This window comes from Nonomuraea sp. NPDC049419, assembly GCF_040676995.1.
Classification (GTDB): domain Bacteria; phylum Actinomycetota; class Actinomycetes; order Streptosporangiales; family Streptosporangiaceae; genus Nonomuraea; species Nonomuraea salmonea.
Genome location: NZ_JBFAQB010000012.1, coordinates 251,005 through 267,921, shown reverse-complemented (window position 1 = coordinate 267,921; position 16,917 = coordinate 251,005). Strand labels below are relative to the sequence as shown.

The following is a 16,917-nucleotide window of genomic DNA, read 5'->3' as shown; positions in this document are numbered from 1 at the left end:
TCAGCGGTAGCCCTTGGCGAGCACGTCGTTCGTCTGGCGGGTGATCTGGGCGGCCTGGTCGGTGGTGAGGGGGACGCGGGGCGGGCGGCAGGCGCCGCCCTTGCGGCCGGCCAGGTCCATCGACAGCTTGATCGACTGGACGAACTCCGTCTTGGAGTCCCACCGCAGCAGCGGGTGCAGGTCGCGGTAGATCGGCAGGGCCTTGGCGACGTCGCGGGCGACCGCGAGGCGGTAGAGCTCGACGGTGGCGCGGGGGATCATGTTCGGGTAGCCCGCGATCCAGCCGACCGCGCCGGCGATGGCCAGCTCAAGCAGCACGTCGTCGGAGCCGATCAGCAGGTCCAGGCCGGGCGCGCGTTCGGCCAGCTCGTAGGCCCTGCGCACGTCCCCGCTGAACTCCTTGACCGCCACGATGAGCCCTTCGTGGTGCAGCTCGGCCAGCAGGTCGGGGGTGAGGTCGACCTTGGTGTCGAGGGGGTTGTTGTAGGCGACGACCGGCAGCCCCGCCTTGGCGACCTCGCGGTAGTGGTCGACGACGGCCCGCCGGTCGGCGCGGTAGGCGTTGGGCGGCAGCAGCAGCACCGAGGAGGCGCCGGCCTCGGCGGCCTGCTCGGCCCAGCGCCGTGATTCGGCGGCCCCGTACGCGGCCACGCCCGGCATGACGTGGAACCCGTCGGGCGCGGCCTCGACGGCGGTGCGGACGACGCGGGCGCGTTCGGCGTCGGTGAGCGTCTGGTACTCGCCGAGCGACCCGTTGGGGCAGACGCCGTCGCAGCCGCCGCCCGCGAGGAAGCGGACGTGCTCGGCGTAGGCGTCGTAGTCGACCGACAGGTCGTCGTGGAAGGGCAGCGCGGTGGCGACGTGCACGCCGTGCCACACCGGTGTGGTGGGGGCGGTCATGATGTTCTCTCCTTGGTCCAGTTCTCCAGGCCGCTCGCCGTGATGGGCAGCGCGGCCGACAGGTTCTCGGCGCCGCCGGCGGTCACCAGCAGGTCGTCCTCGATCCGTACGCCGATGCCGCGCAGCTCGGGCGGCACGGTGCGGTCGTGGGCGTGGAAGTACAGGCCGGGCTCGACGGTGAGCACCATGCCTGGCTCCATCGCGGCGCCGTGGTAGGCCTCGTGCCGGGACCGGGCGCAGTCGTGCACGTCGAGCCCGAGGTGGTGGCCGATGCCGCAGACGAGGTAGCGGCGGTGGTGCTGGCCGTCGGCGGACAGGGCCTCGTCGACGGAGACGGGCAGCAGGCCCCAGTCGTGCAGGCCGCGCGCGATGACCTCCATGGCGGCGTGGTGGAAGGCGGTGAACGGCCGGCCGGGGGCGACCTCCGCGAGGCCGGCGCGGTGGGCGCGTTCGACGAGGTCGTGGACCTGCCGCTGGGCGGGGGTGAAGGCGCCGGAGGCGGGGATGGTGCGGGTGACGTCGGCGGTGTAGTGGGAGCGGGTCTCGACGCCCATGTCGAGCAGCAGCAGCTCGCCGGGCAGGACGGGGCCGTCGCAGCGCACCCAGTGCAGGGTGGGGGCGTGCGGGCCGCTGCCGACGATGGAGGCGTAGCCGGGGCCGTTGCCGTAGGTGCGGGCGTACCGGTCGAAGGTGCCCTGCAGCCAGCGTTCGCCGCCGGCCCGGATGGCGGCGGGCAGTTCGGCGGCGACGGCGGAAAAGCCTTCGACGGTGCGGTCCACGGCGTCGCGGAGCTGGGCGACCTCCCACTCGTCCTTGATCATGCGGAGCTCGGCGAGTGTCCGCCGCAGCTCGGCGTCGGCGCCGGTGAGCGCGCCCGCCGGGGTCCCGGGGTAGCCGGGCAGCGGCAGCACGTCGGCGCCGAGCGCGGACGACCATTCGGCGAGCGAGGGGGACGGGCCGACCCACAGCTCGCCGTAGGCGGCGTCGGAGAAGAAGCCGGGCTCGCCGGGGCGGGCGGGCGGCGGCAGGTAGAGGGTGGCGGCGCCGTCGCGGACGACGGCGATCGCGTTCTCGGCGGCGCAGCCGGTCAGCCAGTAGAAGTCGCTGTCGACGCGGAAGTCGTAGGCGGTGTCGTTGGAGCGGGTGGGGGCGTGGCCGGCGGCGACGACGACGGTGCGGCCGGGTAGCGCGGCGGCCAGCCGGTCGCGGTGGGCGGCGGCCGCTTCGGCGGCTCCTGGGACGAGGCCGGGGGTGCGGGCGGGGGAGTCCCAGCCCTGGGCGATGTAGTCGGTGAAGGCGGGGATCTCCGCCAGCCGGGGCAGCCTGCCGTCACTCACCGGTGATTCCTCCTCCTTGCCGGCGTACGAGCTCGGTCAGGCGGGCGAAGACGCGGTCGTCGCCGATGCCGTCGTGCTCGTACTCGTTGGTGACCCAGGTCTGGGTGTTGCCGATGCGGGCGGCGGTCTGCAGTTGCAGGCCGGAGTCGACGTACATGTCGTCGAAGTAGACGGCGGCGGCGACGGGCACGTCGTTGGCGGCCAGCCGGTCGGTGTCGTAGAGGGGCGGCCAGTCGTCGCGGGCGGCGAGCAGCTCGACGGCGCCGCGGAAGGGCCGCAGGACCCGGATCTCCTCGAACATCCAGGGGTACATCATCTCGCCGGTGAACAGCAGTGGCCTGGCGTCCTCGGCGAAGGCGGGGTGGCGCTCGCGTTCGGCCTGGGCGGCCCAGGCGGTGGCGCCGGGGCCCGAGCCGTAGATGCTCTCCTGGAGGGCGGCGAACAGCGGGTTGTCGGCGTAGGAGGAGCGGGCGAGCACCTGGTGCAGGAAGGTGTCGGGCAGCCCGTCGGACTCGTCGAGCAGCCAGTGCATGCGTTCGTAGCCGGGTTTCATGCCGAAGTCGATGCCGAGCGACTGCAGGCGCCGCACGGTGAGCGTGTCGCCGTCGGGCAGCAGCACGTCGCCTTCGGCGAGCCGGTCGGCCAGGCGCGCGGTGGTCTCGGCGTGGTGGGGGTAGCGGCGGTAGAACTCGGCGTTCTTGGCGGCCACGCGGGGATAGGTGCGGCGGTAGACCTCGGCGGCGTCGGGGTCGATCGAGGGCAGGCCGCCGGCGACGTAGCAGGCGGTCAGGCCGTGCGGGGCGCGCGAGAGGTAGGTGAGGGTGAGGAAGCCGCCGTAGCTCTGGCCGAGGGTGGACCAGCGGCGCCCGCCGAAGACGGTGGTGCGCAGGTGCTCGGCGTCGGCCACGATCGAGTCGGCGCGGAAGTGCGCGAGATACGCGGCGCCCTGCTCGGCGGTCAGGGCGCTCATGGTCCGGCCGTCGATGCGGGAGCTGCGGCCGGTGCCGCGCTGGTCGAGCAGCACGACCCGGTAGTTCTGCAGCGCCTGGCCGAGCCAGCCGGGTGTGCCGACCGGGCGGGGGCCCTTGCCGCCGGGGCCGCCCTGCAGGAACAGCAGGCAGGGCAGGTCCTCGCGGTCGCGGGCCGGGTCCACGAGCTCGCGGGCGAACACCTCGATGGTGGGCCCGCCGGGGTCGGACCAGTCGAGCGGCACCCGTTCGACGTGGTCGCGCATCCGCATGCCCGGAATGACGTAGGTGGCGGTGATCATGTGCGTTCCCTCCTGCGGCGGTCCCATTCGGGGTTGATGCGGGGGATGGCGGCCAGCAGCGTGCGGGTGTACTCGTCCTGGGGGTCGCCGAACACCTGCCGGGTGTCGCCGAGCTCGACGATGCGTCCCTTGCTCATGACCGCGACGCGCTGGGCGATCTGGCGGACCACGGCCAGGTCGTGAGCGATGAAGACGTAGCTGAAGCCGCTCTCGCGCTGCAGCCGCAGCAGCAGCTCGATGATCTGGGCCTGCACCGACACGTCGAGCGCGGAGACGGCCTCGTCGCAGATCACCAGCTTGGGGCCGACGGCCAGGGCGCGGGCGATGCCGATGCGCTGGGCCTGCCCGCCGGAGAACTGCGCGGGGTAGCGCAGGGAGTGGTCGGGGTTGAGGCCGACGCGTTCCATCAGCTCCTTGGCGTGCGCCCGCCGGCCGCCCTTGGGGGTGCGGCCCTGGTAGAGCAGCGGCGCGTTGAGTATGCGTTCGACGGTGTGGCGGGGGTTGAGCGAGGAGAACGGGTCCTGGAAGACGACCTGGACGTTGCCGCGGAAGCGGGCCAGGGCCTCGCCCTTGGCGTGGGTGACGTTCTCGCCGTCGAACTCCAGGGTGCCTTCCGTCGGGTCCATGAGTTTGGCGATCATGCGGGCGGTGGTGGACTTGCCGCTGCCGGACTCGCCGACGACGGCCAGCGTCTCGCCCAGGCGTACCTCGAAGCTGACCCGGTCCACGGCGGTGAACTCGGCCTTCGCGCCGAGCGGGCCGCGGGTGACGAACCTCTTGGTGAGGTCCGTGGCGCGCAGCAGCGTCATGTGGCCACCTCGTCGTCGATGCGCGGGATGCTCTCCAGCAGCATGCGGGTGTAGGCGTGGCGGGGCTCGGCGAAGACCTGCTCGGCGGTGCCGTACTCGACCTGCTCGCCGCGGCGCATCACCAGGACGCGGGTCGCGATCGAGCTGATCACGGCCAGGTCGTGGGTGATGAACATCATGCCGGTGCCGCTCTGCTCGCGCAGCTCGGCCAGCAGGCGCAGGATCTGGGCCTGCACGGTGACGTCGAGCGCGGTGGTGGGCTCGTCGGCGATGAGCAGTTTGGGCCGGCACACCAGCGCCATCGCGATCATGATGCGCTGGCGCTGCCCGCCGGAGAACTGGTGCGGGTAGTGGTCGACGCGCTTGTCCGGGTCGGGCAGGCCGACCTGGGCGAGCGCGTCGATGGCGACCTGGCGGGCGGCCTTCCTTGAGCGGTCGCGGTGGGCGCGGTACATCTCCTCGATCTGCAGCCCGACCGTGTAGTACGGGTTCAGCGACGACAGCGGATCCTGGAAGATCATCGACATCTGGTCGCCGCGGATCCTGCGCAGCTCCCGTTCGGGGCGGCCGAGCAGCTCGGCGCCGTCGAGCCTGATGCTGCCGCTGGTCCGGGCGCCCTTGGGCAGCAGGCCCATGACGGCCAGGCTGGTCATCGACTTGCCGGAGCCGGACTCGCCGACGATGCCGACGGTCTCGTCCCTGCCGACGGTGAAGGAGACGTTCCTGACCACGTCCGCGGGGCCGCGCGTGGTGGGGAACGTGACGGTGAGGTCTTCCACCTCCAGCAGCTCGCTCATGGCGACGTGATCCTCACTCTCGGGTCGAGCCGGGTGTAGACGAGGTCGACCACGACGTTGCCGACCACCACGAAGAACGCGGCCAGCAGCGTGACCGCCATGATGACGGGCTGGTCGTTCTTGGCGATGGAGTCGGCGGCCATCTTGCCGACGCCGTTCAGCCCGAACACGGTCTCGGTGATGAGGGCGCCGCCGAGCAGGCCGGCGAAGTCCATGCCGAAGATCGTGGCGATCGGGGTGAGCGCGGGGCGCAGCGCGTGCCTGCGCAGGGTGAGCACCGGTGACAGGCCCTTGGATCTCGCGGTGCGCATGAAGTTCTCGGCGAGGGTGTCGATGACGTTGGCGCGGGTGAGGCGGGCGTACAGGCAGGCGTAGCCGGTGGCCAGCACGATCCACGGCATCAGGTACGACTGGAACCACACCAGCGGGTCGTCGGCGAACGCCACGGCCTGCGGGAACGGCAGCACCTGCAGCTGGACGACGAGCACGTACTGCAGGGCGAGCGCCAGCACGTAGTTGGGGATGCTGGAGCCGCCGAGCGCCAGGCCCATCGCGGTGCGGTCCAGCCAGGTGCCCTCCTTGACGGCGCTGAGCAGGCCGGCGGCGATGCCGACGAGCAGCCACAGCACGGCGGCGCCGACGGCGACGGTGGCGCTGACGGGCAGCCGTTCGACCACCATGTCCATGACGGACTGGTTGGTCTGGAAGCTGTAGCCGAGGCAGGGCGCGGCGCAGTGGACGAGGTTGGCGCCCTCGCCGTAGTCGCGGCCGGCGAAGATGCCGCCGATGAAGCCGAGGAACTGGGCGAGGAACGGCCGGTCGAGGCCGAGCACGCCGCGGATCTGGTCGATGCGTTCGGGGGTGCAGGTCTTGCCGCAGATCATCACGGCCGGGTCGGGCTGCAGGGTGAAGAACAGCACGAAGGTGAACAGGCACACCAGGAACAGGATGACCACGACGCCGGCCAGCCGGCCGGCCACGTAGCGGGCCATCATGAGGCCTCCCCCGCGTCGAAGGCGGCCCTGATGCGGTCGCCCAGCACGGTCAGTGACAGGACGGTGAGGAACAGGAACGCGCCGGGGATGACGAAGTACATGGGGTCGACGGCGTACCAGCCGACCGAACTGGCGATCATCTGGCCCCACGAGGGGGTGGGCGGGGTGACGCCGACGCCGAGGAACGACAGGCCGGCCTCGGTGCCGACGTAGCCGGGCACCGCCAGGGTGGTCATGACGATGAGGGAGCTGCGCAGGTTGGGCAGGATCTCCTTGAACACCAGCGCCCCGGTGGAGGCGCCGGAGGCGCGCGCGGCCTCCACGAACTCCCGGTTGACCAGCGTCATCGTCTGCCCGCGCACCACCCTCGCCAGGTACGGCCAGCCGAACACGCTGATCACCACGACGAGCAGCGCCGGCCGGTTGCCCTGGGGCAGCGCCGACAGGATGGCGATCATGAAGATGAGCGCGGGGAAGGCCATCAGGAAGTCCATGATCCGGCAGATCACCTGGTCGGCCCAGCCCTGGTAGAACCCGGCCAGCATGCCGAGCACGACGCCGAGCAGCGTGGTGAGGGCGGTGGCGGAGATCGCGATGATGAGGGAGACGCGGGCGCCGTAGGCGATGCGGGCGAGGATGTCGCGGCCGTTCTGGGGTTCGACGCCGAGCAGGTGCTCGGAGCTGATGCCGCCGAGCGAGCCGTACGGGACGCCGCCCAGGTCGGTGTTGACCGCGGCCGTGTCGAAGTCGTTGGGGCCGTGCCCGGTGATCGCGCTGATCAGCGGCGCGCCGATCGCCATGAGGACGATCAGCGCGAGGTAGGCGCCGCTGAGCACGGCGCCCCGATCACGCAGCAGCACGCGCAGGACGCGCCGGCCCGAGGTGGCGGGCGCGCCGCCCGCCACCTGCTCTGGATGCGCTGCGACCGTCATCTACTTCGTCGGCTTCGCCAGCCCGACGGAGACCAGGTCGATGCCGCCGGAGTAGGAGTTGGACTGGTAGGCGCCGGCGATGTTGGCGCCGTTGACCAGGATGAGCTTCTCGTAGGCCAGCGGCACGACGGGGGCCAGCTCCATGATCTGCTTGTCCAGCTCGCCGTAGGCGGCGTTGGCCTGCTTGACGTCGGTCATCTCGGCGATCTCGTCGATCTTGGCGTTGATGGCCTTGTCGTTGATCTGGGCGAGGTTGGAGTTGCCCTTGGAGGTGATGTTGCGGCCGTCGAACAGCGGCGGCAGGAACGTCGCGCCGGACGCCCAGTCGGGGCACCAGCCGGTCACGGCCATGTCGTTCTGCTTGGCGGGGGTGCCGATGACCTCGTAGTAGGTCGACGCGTCGATGTTGTTGATCTTTACGTCGATGCCGATCTGCTTGAGCGCCTCCTGCACGGCGACCGAGACGGCGGCCATCTTCGGCTGCGCCCTGGTGTCGAGGATCAGCGAGAAGCCGCCCGACAGGCCGGCGTCGGCCAGCAGCTGCTTGGCCTTGGCGACGTCGTAGGGGTAGGGGTCGTAGTCGACGCGGCCGGCGACGGTGGGCGGCTGGATCGAGGTGCCCTTCTCGGCCAGCGTGGAGCCGCCCATCGCGGCGACGATGGTGTCCTTGTCGATGGCGTGGTTGATGGCCTGCCGGACGCGGACGTCCTTGAGGTACTTCTTGGTGGTGTTGAGCCCCATGTAGGTGGTGCAGCCGTTGAGGCCGGACAGCGTGCGGGCCTTGATCTGCGGGGTCTGCACGCGCGCGACCGTGGCGGCCTGGATGCTCTGGCCGATGGCGTCGGCGTCGGTGCCCTGCCCGGCGAGCATGCGCTCGTCGATGGTGGCCGGGTCGAGGCCGAACGTCCACTCGAACGCGTCGGGCTTGGCCGTGCGCACGGTGTCGGTCTCGGGCTTCCACTGCGGGTTGCGTTCCAGCTTGAGCGAGGCGTTGCGCTGGTAGGAGGCCAGCTTGTACGGGCCGCTCGCGATCGGCTTGCTGTCGAAGGCGGCGCCCGCGCCGGTGCCCTTGGGGAAGGGGGTGAAGTTGGGCAGCGCCAGCGCGCTCGGGAAGTCGGCGTACGGCTTCTTCAGGTGGATGACGACGGTCTTGGGGTCGGGCGTCTCGATGGTGTCGAGGTCGCCGGACAGGTAGGGGCCCTTGTAGTCCTTGGGGGCGTCGAGCAGCAGCCTGCCGTAGGGGGAGCCGATGCCGGCCTCGGGGTCGAAGGCGCGCGAGAAGCCGAACTTGACGGCCTCGCTGGTGATGGGGGTGCCGTCCTCGAAGAAGATGTTGTCCTTGAGGGTGAAGGTCCAGGTCTTGGCGTCGTTGGACGGGGTGCCGGTGTCGGTGGCGAGGTCGGGGACGATCTTCGTGCCCTCGGCGCCCGGCCCGGCGCCGAACGTGGTCAGGCCCCGGTAGATGAGCCGGTAGAAGTTGTTGACGCCGCCGTCGAAGCCGCGTGCCGGGTCCAGGTGGGAGAAGTCCGCGTTGGCCAGGACGTGCACGGTGCCGCCCGTGGCGGGGGTGGCCGGCCGGCCGGTGGCGCCGGTGCCGCCGGTCCCGCCGCCGGGGCTCTGCGCGGCTCCGCCGCCGCATGCCGACAGTGCCAGCACGGCGGTCATCGTGACGCTGGTGAGCGCCGCCGATCTCCTCATGTCGCCTTCTTTCCGTTGGTCGTGTCGGGGGTCCTGACCCAGACCCGCATGGCCGCGGGGCCGCGGTTGCCCCACAGGAAGTAGGGGACGAAGGTCGCGGGGACCTTCGTGCCGGGCGGCGCCGTCCCGGGGGACGGCAGTTCGGGGTAGAGCTCGGCCGGGGGCGGGGGAGCGGGGTGCGCTTGCACGTCCAGCACGACCGCGCCGGGCGCGAGGCCGCCCGGCCTGGTCGAGGCCGCGGCGGCGTCGCTCACGCCGACGAGCAGGTCGTCCACGCCCGCATGGGGGCTGTCGTGCTGCTCGACGCAGTAGACGAGGGGGCCGCGGGCCAGGCTGAGCGCGCCTCTGGTGGCGTCGAGGTAGGGGTGCGAGCCGTGCGCCCTGACCGGCATGGGCAGGGTGAGGCGGACCTCGTCGCCGGCCGTCCAGGTGCGTTCGACGGTCAGCCAGCCGTTCTTCGGTTCGGCGGGGACGCTCGCGCCGTTGACGGTGAGCCTCGCGCCGCGCGCCCAGCCGGGCACGCGCAGCACCAGCCCGTACGCGCCTTGCGGGGCCCGCTCGACGGTGAGCCGCACGTCGCCGTCCCACGGGTAGCCGGTCTCCATCGCCAGCGCCAGCTCCGCCGTCTCGATCCGGGCGGTGGCGTACTGGGCGACGAGGACGGCGCCGTCCCGCTCGGCGGCGACGTAGTCGGCGAGCTGGGCCATCCAGCGCACGATGTTCGGCGGGCAGCACGGGCAGCCGAACCAGGCGCGGCGCAGCGGCTCGCCGCCCGCCTCCGCGCCGCTGCGCTGCTCGTGGTCGGGACGGCGCTGCAGCGGGTTGTCGTAGAAGAACGCGCGGCCGTCGGCGGACAGGCCGACCGCGTAGGCGTTGTAGAGCACCCGCTCGAACACGTCGAGGTAGGAGGCGGCGCCGGTGGCCAGGAACATCCGCCACGCCCACTGCATGAGGGCGATGGCGGCGCAGGTCTCGCTGTAGGCGCGCTCGGACGGCAGCTCGTAGCGGTCGCCGATGGCCTCGTCGGAGTGGCGGCTGCCGAGCCCGCCGGTGATGTAGAGCTTGGTGGCGACCATGTCGTCCCACAGCCGCTCCAGCGCCTCGGCGAGGGTGGCGTCGCCGGTCTCCAGCAGCACGTCGGCGGCGCCGGCCGCCAGGTACGCCATCCGCACCGCGTGACCGGTCACCGAGGGCAGCTCGCGGAAGGGCACGTGGTCCTGGAAGTAGTCGCCGGGGAAGATGCTGTGCTTGAGCTGCCCGGAGCCGCGCCGGTCGACGAACGCGGCGGCGACGTCGAGGTAGGACCGCTCGCCGGTCTCCCTGAACAGTTCGACCAGCGCCATCTCCACCTCGGGATGCCCGCACACGCCGCTGTCGGCGAACCGCTCGGTCACCAGGCCGGCGAAGCGGCGGGCGATGCGCAGCAGCCGGTCGTCGCCCATGCGGCGGTGCGCGGCGACGGCGGCCTGGATGAGGTGGCCGAGGTTGTACAGCTCGTGGCCCCAGGCCAGGTCCTCCCACGGCTTCTTGGTGGCGGCCGGGTCCTGGAAGAAGGAGTTGAGGTAGCCGTCGTCGGCCTGGACCCGTTCGAGGAGGGTGACGACCTCCTCGTAGAAGTCGCGTACTCCTTCTTCCGCCGTGCCGTCGCCGAGCTCGTAGGCGAGCCCCTCCAGGGTCTTGTAGAGGTCGGTGTCGAGGAAGGGGTAGCGGCCGCGGTACGGCGGCGGGTCCTGCTCCAGCAGCCGGCTCAGGTTGGCGACGTTGCCGGCCGCGCGCAGCTGCTCGATGGTGTGCGGGATCGTGGCCGTGCTGTTGCGGCGCTGCCAGTGGTGGAGCAGACCTCCCGTGATGCGCACCCCGGACAGCGGACGCACGGCCCCCGAGGCTGCCTCCTTGCTCAGGCGCACCGCGCCGGCCGGTGGCGTGACCTGCTTAGACGTCATGAACCATCCCAGTAATGTGTGGCATTGCACTGCACCTTAGAAGTCGGGAAGGTCACTTGCCAAGGGTTACGGCCGGACTGAAACGAACGTGATCCGAGCGAAATGTCCTGTGAACATCGGCCGGATCGAGCAGCGCCCGGACGGCGCTAGGGTTTTCCGGTGCACATCGACGACTGGCTGCAGGCGATCCCCGCGGGCTGGCTCTACGCCACCGTCGCCCTCGTCATCGGGCTGGAGAGCCTCGGCATCCCGCTGCCCGGCGAGATCGTCCTGGTCAGCAGCGCCATCCTGGCCGCCAAGGGCGTCGTGCACCCCGCGTGGGTGGCGGCCTGCGCCGGCGCGGGCGCCATCGTCGGCGACTCGGCCGGCTACACCATCGGCCGCAAGGGCGGCTCCGCGCTGTTCGCCAGGCTCGGCCGCCGCTTCCCCAAGCACTTCGGGCCCCGCCACATCACCCGAGCCGAGCACTACTTCACCCGCTTCGGCATGTGGGCGGTGTTCTTCGGGCGGTTCGTGGCCCTGCTCCGCATCCTCGCCGGGCCGCTCGCGGGGGCGCTGCGCATGCCGTACTGGCATTTCGCCGTCGCCAACGTGCTCGGAGGGGTCGTGTGGGCGGCCGGCACCACCGCGGTCGTCTACTACCTCGGGCTCGTGGCCGAGAAGTGGCTCAAGGGCTTCTCCTGGGCCGGGCTCGCCGTGGCCGTGGTGTTCGGCGTGGCCACCACGCTCTATCTGCGCCGCCGCGCCGCCTCAGCGCTCGATGAGGGTGACCTCTAGGGAGTAGTGGGAGGCCCGGTAGACGTGCGAGCCGTGCTCGACCGCCCGGCCCTGGTCGTCGTAGGTGGTGCGGACCATCGTCAGCAGCGGCGCGCCCCTGCGCTCCTCCAGCAGCCGTGCCTCGGCCTGCCCCGCCGCCCGCGCGCCGATGCGCTGGTTGGCCACCCGCATCCGCACGCCCGCGCCGCGCAGCAGCTCGTACAGGCCGCGGCTCTCCAGGTCGGCCGCGCTGAGCTGGGCCAGGCCCAGCGGCAGCCAGTTGTGCAGCACCGCCAGCGGCTCGCCCGCCGCGAAGCGCAGCCGCTCGAGATAGAGAATCTGGGAGCCAGGCTCGACGCCCAGGATGGCGGCGATGTCCTCCTCCACCGGGCGCGGCTCCAGCGCCAGCACCTGCGTGGCCGGCTCCTGGCCCGCCCTGCGCAGGTCGTCGTAGAGGCTGGTCAGCTCGACCGAGCGCTTGACCTGGCCGTGCACCACCTGCGTGCCGACGCCGCGCTTGCGCACCAGCAGGCCCTTGTCCACCAGATATTGGATGGCCTGGCGGATCGTCGGCCGCGACAGGCCGAGCTTGTCGGCCAGCAGGATCTCGTTGTCCAGCCGCGAGCCCGGCGCGAGGTCGCCTCGCCGGATCGCCTCGGCGATCTGCTCGGCCACCTGGAAGTAGAGCGGCACGGGGCTTGACCGGTCGAGGTCGATGGCCAGATTGGCGGTCATGCTGATCAGCTTAACGCAGGTCAGAATGTCCTGACAAATGTGTCAAGCTGGCGTCGTCACCGGTTCAGGCCGTCCCGTCGAGTCGAACAGCGCGCCCTTGACGTCCAGCGGGCTCACGAGGCGGCGCCGGCGACGATCCTGGCCGCCGTCTCGCGCGGCGGATAGCCCAGCGTCAGGCCCCGCACCGACAGCGCCGCCTGCGCGAACAGCGTCTCGGCCGGCTCGCTCAGCACGTACGACAGCGCCGGCGACACCGCGCGATGCGCCTCCAGCGCCTGCGCCTCCCGGTCGGCCAGCGGCTTCGGCAGCGCCTCCCGGTAGTCCGCGATCAGCGCGTCGAGGTCGAACAGCTGCCCGTAACGCTCCGACGTGCCCGCCACCACCCGCACCAGGTCGTCCTCCGCCCGCGCCTGGTAGACCAGGTTCGTGCCGCCGCTCTTGGCGAACCAGCGCATCGCCTCGTCCACCGGCAGCGTGAACGCTCCGTACGGCTTGCGCCCGTACAGCAGGGCCTCGGCGATCCACCGGTCACACCACAGCTCGTCGCGGTACGGCGCCGGCGCCGCGGGATCGACGGCCAGGCCCTGTGCCAGCACCGGGTTCCAGGCCGATACCATCGGGCTGCTGAAGCGCGGCATCCGCGGGCCGCGCCAGTGGCTCAGCGGATAGCCGTACCACACGGTCACGACCTCCATCTGGCGCTTGGGCAGCTGGCGCTCGTAGGTGCCGTTCATGATCTGGCCGCCGTCGGGGTGACGCCACGGGCCAGGCGGTACGTCCGTGTCTGTGGGGGCCGGGGGAGTCCGGTAGTCGGGATGGAGTATCCACGCGTCCGCCACAGTCACTGCCTTTCGGATCGGCGTATGCATAACGTGTCAGGCCACTAGAGTGGCCATCGTGCATCAACCGTCACACTGTTGCAACAGACCTGGTGTAAACGCTGATTTTTGTCATCGGTGGCTGTGACAGACGTATGCAGTTGAGCGTTGTCGCGGCCCGGCTGTCCTCGTTGCGCGCCGGTGCCGGGCTGTCGATGAAGTCCGCCGCCGACGCGGCCGGGCTCAACACCTCCACCGTCTTCCGCATCGAGCACGGGCTCGTCGCCCCCCGCGAGGGCACCGTGCGCACGCTGCTGGAGCTGTACGGCGAGGGCGAGCACGTCGCGCGCGTGCTGTCGCTGCTGCGCGAGGAGCGGGTGCCCGGCTGGTACGACGCCCCCGGCGTGCCCCTGGCGCTGTCGGCGTTCCTGGAGCTGGAGGACCGGGCGCAGATCATCTACACCTACTGCCCCCACCAGATCCCGCCGCTGCTGCAGACCCCCGCCTACGCGCTGTCGGCCGCCCTCGCCGGGCTGCTGCCGGGCGCCGCCTACGAGCGGGCCGCCGCCATGGCCTCGCTGATCACCGTCCGGCAGCGGGTGCTCGACCGGCAGGAGGGGCCGCGCCTTTGGGCCGTGCTCGACCGTACGGCGCTGCTCGACCCGCCGCTCAGCCGGGCCGAGGACCGGCTCGCCCAGCTCGACGCCCTCACCGCGGCCACCAAGCAGCAGCACATCGCGCTGCAGGTCGCCCGGCCCGTCGCCGAGAGCGGCTACCTCTACCAGGGGCCGCCGTTCACCCTGCTCCGCTTCGCCGACCCCGCCAGCCCCGACACGCTGGTGCTCCACCTGCTGCACGCGCCGGTCGTCATCGAGGACCGCCGGCGCGTCGAGGAGCACCAGCAGGCCTTCGCCCGCCTCTCCCTGTCGGCGTTGCCGGTCGACTCCACCGCCGACGTCCTCGACGAGATCAGAAACTCCACGACCTGACCGCCGACACCCGCCACCGGCGTGCGGTCGAGGGCGGGGATCCGGAGGTCCTCCAGTGGTCCTCCGGAGGCGCGGGGGACAGGCCGTGGCGGCCGGTCACTGGTGGCGGCGGTAGGTGCCGGCGTGCTGGACGTGGTCGATCATGATGCGTTCGGCCGTCTCGCCGTCGCCGGCCTCCAGGGCGGCCAGGATGCCTTCGTGGGCGTCCAGCTGGGCCCTGACCTGGGTCTCGTCCAGCCATAGCGACGCCTCGGCGGGGACGGGGAAGCTGTTGCGGACCGATCTCGCGTGGCCGCCCAGGAAGGCGGGGCCGCCGATGTCGACGATGCGCAGGTGGAAGGTCCTGCTCTGCTCGCCGAGCCGGTCGTTGCGGCCCTCGGCGGCGTCGCGCTCCATCGCGGCGTGCAGCTCCCTGAGCCCGGCCAGCTCCTCGGGGGTGATCCTGGACGCCGCCAGCCGCGTCCCCAGTCCCTCGACGACGGCGCGCAGGCCGTAGTACTCGGCCAGCGCCTCGTCACCCAGGTCGATCACGGTCGCGCCGTGGTGCGCCTCGTAGCTGATCAGCCGGTCCTTCTCCAGCCGGCGCAGCGCCTCGCGCACCGGCGTGACCGACACCCCCAGCCGCTTGGCCACCTCCCCGGCCCTGACCGCGGTCCCTCCGGGGATCCGCGCCGACCGGATCTCCTCAAGAAGCACGGCGTAGACGTAGTCGGCCTTGCTCATGGGCGGCCGCGGCTCGGTGGCTGACATGTCCCCAAGTGTCTCGCAAAATGGTCACATGGTTGACCTATGACATATTTCTTATAAGTTACATACCCATGACGAGCCTCGACGACCTGCGGGTCATCGACGCGGCGACCCTGTTCGCCGGTCCCTCCGCCGCCATGATGCTGGGCGACTTCGGCGCCGACGTGATCAAGATCGAGCACCCGAGGCGGGGCGACCCCTCGCGCGGGCACGGCGCCTCGGTCGACGGGGTGGGCCTGTGGTGGAAGACCCTCTCGCGCAACAAGCGCACCGCCGCCGTCGATCTGTCGCGCCCCGAGGGGCAGGAGATCCTGCGCCGCCTCGCGGAACGTTCCGACGTGCTGATCGAGAACTTCCGTCCCGGCACCCTGGAACGCTGGAACCTCTCGCCCGATGACCTGCTGGAGCTCAACCCCCGGCTCATCGTCGCCAGGATGACCGGGTTCGGGCAGTTCGGGCCGATGTCAGGCCGGCCGGGCTTCGGCACCCTCGCCGAGGCCATGAGCGGCTTCGCCGCCATGACGGGCCAGCCCGACGGGCCGCCCACCCTGCCGCCGCTCGCCCTCGCCGACGGCATCGCCGGCCTCGCCATGTCATACGCGATCATGGTCGCCCTGCACGCCCGCGAGCGCACCGGGCGCGGCCAGGTCATCGACATGGCCATCATCGAGCCGATCCTGGGCCTGCTCGGGCCGCAGATGAGCGCGTACAAGGCGCTCGGGGTCGTGCCGCAGCGCACCGGCAACCGCTCCAGCAGCAACGCCCCACGCAACACCTACCGCACCCGCGACGGACGCTGGCTCGCCATCTCCACCAGCGCCCAGCCCATCGCCGAGCGCGTCGTCACCCTCGTCGGCCGGCCCGACCTGGTCGAGCAGCCGTGGTTCGCCAGCGGGCACGGCCGGGTGCAGCACGTGGACGAGCTGGACGAGGCCGTCGCCTCCTGGATCGCCGAACGCGACGCCGACGAGGTCATCGCCGCCTTCGAGCAGGCGCAGGCCGCCGTCGCGCCCATCTACGACGTCACCGACCTCGCCGAGGACCCCCAGTACGCCGCGCTCGGCACGTTCGTCGAGGTGCCCGACGAGGAGCTGGGCTCGCTCACCATGCAGAACGTGCTGTTCCGCCTGTCGGACACCCCCGGCGAGATCCGCTGGCCGGGCCGCCCGCTCGGCCGCGACACCGACGAGGTGCTCGGCGAGATCGACTACCCCGAAGAGCGCATCGAGCGGCTGCGCGAGGAAGGGGTGATCGCGTGAGCGCCTCCGAGCGCCCGCCGGTGACCTGGCTGTACGTGCCGGGCGACCGGCCCGAGCGGTTCGCCAAGGCCGTCGCGTCCGGCGCGGACGTCGTCATCATCGACCTCGAGGACGCGGTGGCCCCCGTCCGCAAGGACGAGGCCAGGGCCAACGCCGTCGCCTACCTGAGCGCCCGCCCCGACGGCGGCGTGCTGCACGTGCGGGTCAACGACCCCGCCACCGGGCGCGGCCGCGACGACCTGGCCGCCGTCGCCGGCCTGGCCGACGCCGTACGGCTGCCCAAGGTCGAGTCGGCCGCCGTCCTCGACACGCTGGCGGGCGCGCCCGCGTACGCGCTGCTGGAGTCGGCGGCCGGCATCGTCAACGCCCGCGAGATCGCCGCGCACCCGCACGTGGCCGGAGTGGCGCTCGGCGAGCAGGACCTCGCCGCCGAGCTGGGCATCACCGACCAGCAGGCCATGAACCACCTGCGCCTGCAGGTCGTCCTCGCCGCCGCCGCGGCCGGGCTGCCCCCGGTGCCCATGTCCGTCTACCCCGACGTCAAAGACGAGGACGGGCTGCTCGCCTCCTGCCGGGCCGGCCGCGCGATCGGCCTGTTCGGCAGGACCGCCATCCACCCCCGCCAGATCCCCGCCATCAGGCGCGCCTTCCGTCCTGGCGAGGAGGAGACGGCCAGGGCCGCCGAGATCGTCGCCGCCGCCGAGCAGGCGGAACGGGACGGCGTCGGCGCGGTCGCCCTCCCCGACGGGCGCTTCGTGGACGCCCCCATCGTCACCAGAGCCCGCCGCACCCTCGCACTCGCCCGCCACCTGGCCGACCCGCCCTCGCAGGCCCTGCCCTCGCAAGGCCCGCCCTCGCAGGGCCCGCCTCCGGCGAGTGCGCCGCCCGGCGCCTGACCCCGCCGGGCACCTGACCGTCGGCGAAGGCTCGCC

16 protein-coding genes are annotated in these 16,917 nt (G+C 71.9%); 4 read left to right on the top strand and 12 right to left on the bottom strand.

Annotated features, from left to right (window positions below; translation table 11 throughout):
- Genes AB0K12_RS31125 through AB0K12_RS31085 form a run of 9 tightly spaced genes read right to left on the bottom strand, consistent with a single transcriptional unit; the run spans position 1 to position 10,681 of the window.
- Complete coding sequence (locus tag AB0K12_RS31125) at positions 1-900, bottom strand: dihydrodipicolinate synthase family protein (protein WP_364568995.1); 900 nt, start codon at positions 898-900, stop codon at positions 1-3.
- Positions 897-2,237 (bottom strand): aminopeptidase P family protein, encoded by a 1,341-nt coding sequence (locus tag AB0K12_RS31120; protein WP_364568992.1) that lies wholly within the window; start codon positions 2,235-2,237, stop codon positions 897-899. The genes AB0K12_RS31125 and AB0K12_RS31120 overlap by 4 nt, the downstream gene beginning before the upstream one ends.
- Positions 2,230-3,507: an alpha/beta fold hydrolase gene (locus tag AB0K12_RS31115; RefSeq protein WP_364568989.1), complete on the bottom strand. Its 1,278-nt coding sequence runs from the start codon at positions 3,505-3,507 to the stop codon at positions 2,230-2,232. The genes AB0K12_RS31120 and AB0K12_RS31115 overlap by 8 nt, the downstream gene beginning before the upstream one ends.
- Positions 3,504-4,316, bottom strand: a complete 813-nt coding sequence (locus AB0K12_RS31110; RefSeq protein WP_364568987.1) for an ATP-binding cassette domain-containing protein — start codon at positions 4,314-4,316, stop codon at positions 3,504-3,506. Before AB0K12_RS31110 ends, AB0K12_RS31115 begins: the two co-directional genes overlap by 4 nt.
- Positions 4,313-5,113, bottom strand: a complete 801-nt coding sequence (locus AB0K12_RS31105; protein WP_364568984.1) for an ABC transporter ATP-binding protein — start codon at positions 5,111-5,113, stop codon at positions 4,313-4,315. Before AB0K12_RS31105 ends, AB0K12_RS31110 begins: the two co-directional genes overlap by 4 nt.
- Positions 5,110-6,108: an ABC transporter permease gene (locus AB0K12_RS31100; RefSeq protein WP_364568981.1), complete on the bottom strand. Its 999-nt coding sequence runs from the start codon at positions 6,106-6,108 to the stop codon at positions 5,110-5,112. The genes AB0K12_RS31105 and AB0K12_RS31100 overlap by 4 nt, the downstream gene beginning before the upstream one ends.
- Positions 6,105-7,040, bottom strand: a complete 936-nt coding sequence (locus AB0K12_RS31095; RefSeq protein ID WP_364568978.1) for an ABC transporter permease — start codon at positions 7,038-7,040, stop codon at positions 6,105-6,107. The genes AB0K12_RS31100 and AB0K12_RS31095 overlap by 4 nt, the downstream gene beginning before the upstream one ends.
- Positions 7,041-8,738 (bottom strand): ABC transporter substrate-binding protein, encoded by a 1,698-nt coding sequence (locus tag AB0K12_RS31090; RefSeq protein WP_364568975.1) that lies wholly within the window; start codon positions 8,736-8,738, stop codon positions 7,041-7,043.
- Positions 8,735-10,681: a beta-L-arabinofuranosidase domain-containing protein gene (locus AB0K12_RS31085; RefSeq protein WP_364568972.1), complete on the bottom strand. Its 1,947-nt coding sequence runs from the start codon at positions 10,679-10,681 to the stop codon at positions 8,735-8,737. The genes AB0K12_RS31090 and AB0K12_RS31085 overlap by 4 nt, the downstream gene beginning before the upstream one ends.
- 159 nt (positions 10,682-10,840) lie before the next feature.
- On the opposite strand from AB0K12_RS31085, the gene AB0K12_RS31080 reads away from it, so the two are divergent.
- The gene (locus tag AB0K12_RS31080) at positions 10,841-11,458 is read left to right on the top strand and encodes a DedA family protein (RefSeq protein ID WP_364568969.1); all 618 of its coding nucleotides are present in this window, start codon (positions 10,841-10,843) and stop codon (positions 11,456-11,458) included.
- Here AB0K12_RS31080 and AB0K12_RS31075 read toward each other — a convergent pair.
- Together AB0K12_RS31075 and AB0K12_RS31070 are read right to left on the bottom strand one after the other, a co-directional pair.
- A complete protein-coding gene (locus AB0K12_RS31075; protein WP_364568967.1) occupies positions 11,432-12,172 on the bottom strand; it encodes a GntR family transcriptional regulator in 741 nt (246 codons plus the stop codon). The genes AB0K12_RS31080 and AB0K12_RS31075 overlap by 27 nt on opposite strands.
- Before the next feature lie 113 nt (positions 12,173-12,285).
- Positions 12,286-13,011, bottom strand: coding sequence for a hypothetical protein (locus AB0K12_RS31070; RefSeq protein WP_364568964.1), 726 nt, complete (start codon positions 13,009-13,011; stop codon positions 12,286-12,288).
- 140 nt (positions 13,012-13,151) lie between these two features.
- On the opposite strand from AB0K12_RS31070, the gene AB0K12_RS31065 reads away from it, so the two are divergent.
- Complete coding sequence (locus AB0K12_RS31065; protein WP_364568961.1) at positions 13,152-13,979, top strand: Scr1 family TA system antitoxin-like transcriptional regulator; 828 nt, start codon at positions 13,152-13,154, stop codon at positions 13,977-13,979.
- 96 nt (positions 13,980-14,075) lie between these two features.
- Here AB0K12_RS31065 and AB0K12_RS31060 read toward each other — a convergent pair whose 3' ends face one another.
- Positions 14,076-14,729: a GntR family transcriptional regulator gene (locus AB0K12_RS31060; protein WP_364568959.1), complete on the bottom strand. Its 654-nt coding sequence runs from the start codon at positions 14,727-14,729 to the stop codon at positions 14,076-14,078.
- A 68-nt stretch (positions 14,730-14,797) separates the two neighbouring features.
- Between AB0K12_RS31060 and AB0K12_RS31055 the strand changes: the two genes are divergently transcribed.
- On the top strand, positions 14,798-15,985 hold the full coding sequence (locus AB0K12_RS31055; protein WP_364568956.1) for a CoA transferase: 1,188 nt from the start codon (positions 14,798-14,800) through the stop codon (positions 15,983-15,985).
- Entirely contained in the window at positions 15,982-16,881 is a 900-nt protein-coding gene (locus tag AB0K12_RS31050; protein WP_364568953.1) for a CoA ester lyase, read from the top strand. The genes AB0K12_RS31055 and AB0K12_RS31050 overlap by 4 nt, the downstream gene beginning before the upstream one ends.
- Positions 16,882-16,917: the final 36 nt, after the last annotated feature.

Coding starts and splice junctions, on each gene's coding strand:
- AB0K12_RS31125 (WP_364568995.1), bottom strand. CDS start 900: ATGACCGCCCCCACCACACCGGTGTGGCACGGCGTGCACGTCGCCACC.
- AB0K12_RS31115 (WP_364568989.1), bottom strand. CDS start 3,507: ATGATCACCGCCACCTACGTCATTCCGGGCATGCGGATGCGCGACCAC.
- AB0K12_RS31110 (WP_364568987.1), bottom strand. CDS start 4,316: ATGACGCTGCTGCGCGCCACGGACCTCACCAAGAGGTTCGTCACCCGC.
- AB0K12_RS31105 (WP_364568984.1), bottom strand. CDS start 5,113: ATGAGCGAGCTGCTGGAGGTGGAAGACCTCACCGTCACGTTCCCCACC.
- AB0K12_RS31100 (WP_364568981.1), bottom strand. CDS start 6,108: ATGATGGCCCGCTACGTGGCCGGCCGGCTGGCCGGCGTCGTGGTCATC.
- AB0K12_RS31095 (WP_364568978.1), bottom strand. CDS start 7,040: ATGACGGTCGCAGCGCATCCAGAGCAGGTGGCGGGCGGCGCGCCCGCC.
- AB0K12_RS31090 (WP_364568975.1), bottom strand. CDS start 8,738: ATGAGGAGATCGGCGGCGCTCACCAGCGTCACGATGACCGCCGTGCTG.
- AB0K12_RS31085 (WP_364568972.1), bottom strand. CDS start 10,681: ATGACGTCTAAGCAGGTCACGCCACCGGCCGGCGCGGTGCGCCTGAGC.
- AB0K12_RS31075 (WP_364568967.1), bottom strand. CDS start 12,172: ATGACCGCCAATCTGGCCATCGACCTCGACCGGTCAAGCCCCGTGCCG.
- AB0K12_RS31060 (WP_364568959.1), bottom strand. CDS start 14,729: ATGTCAGCCACCGAGCCGCGGCCGCCCATGAGCAAGGCCGACTACGTC.
- AB0K12_RS31055 (WP_364568956.1), top strand. CDS start 14,798: ATGACGAGCCTCGACGACCTGCGGGTCATCGACGCGGCGACCCTGTTC.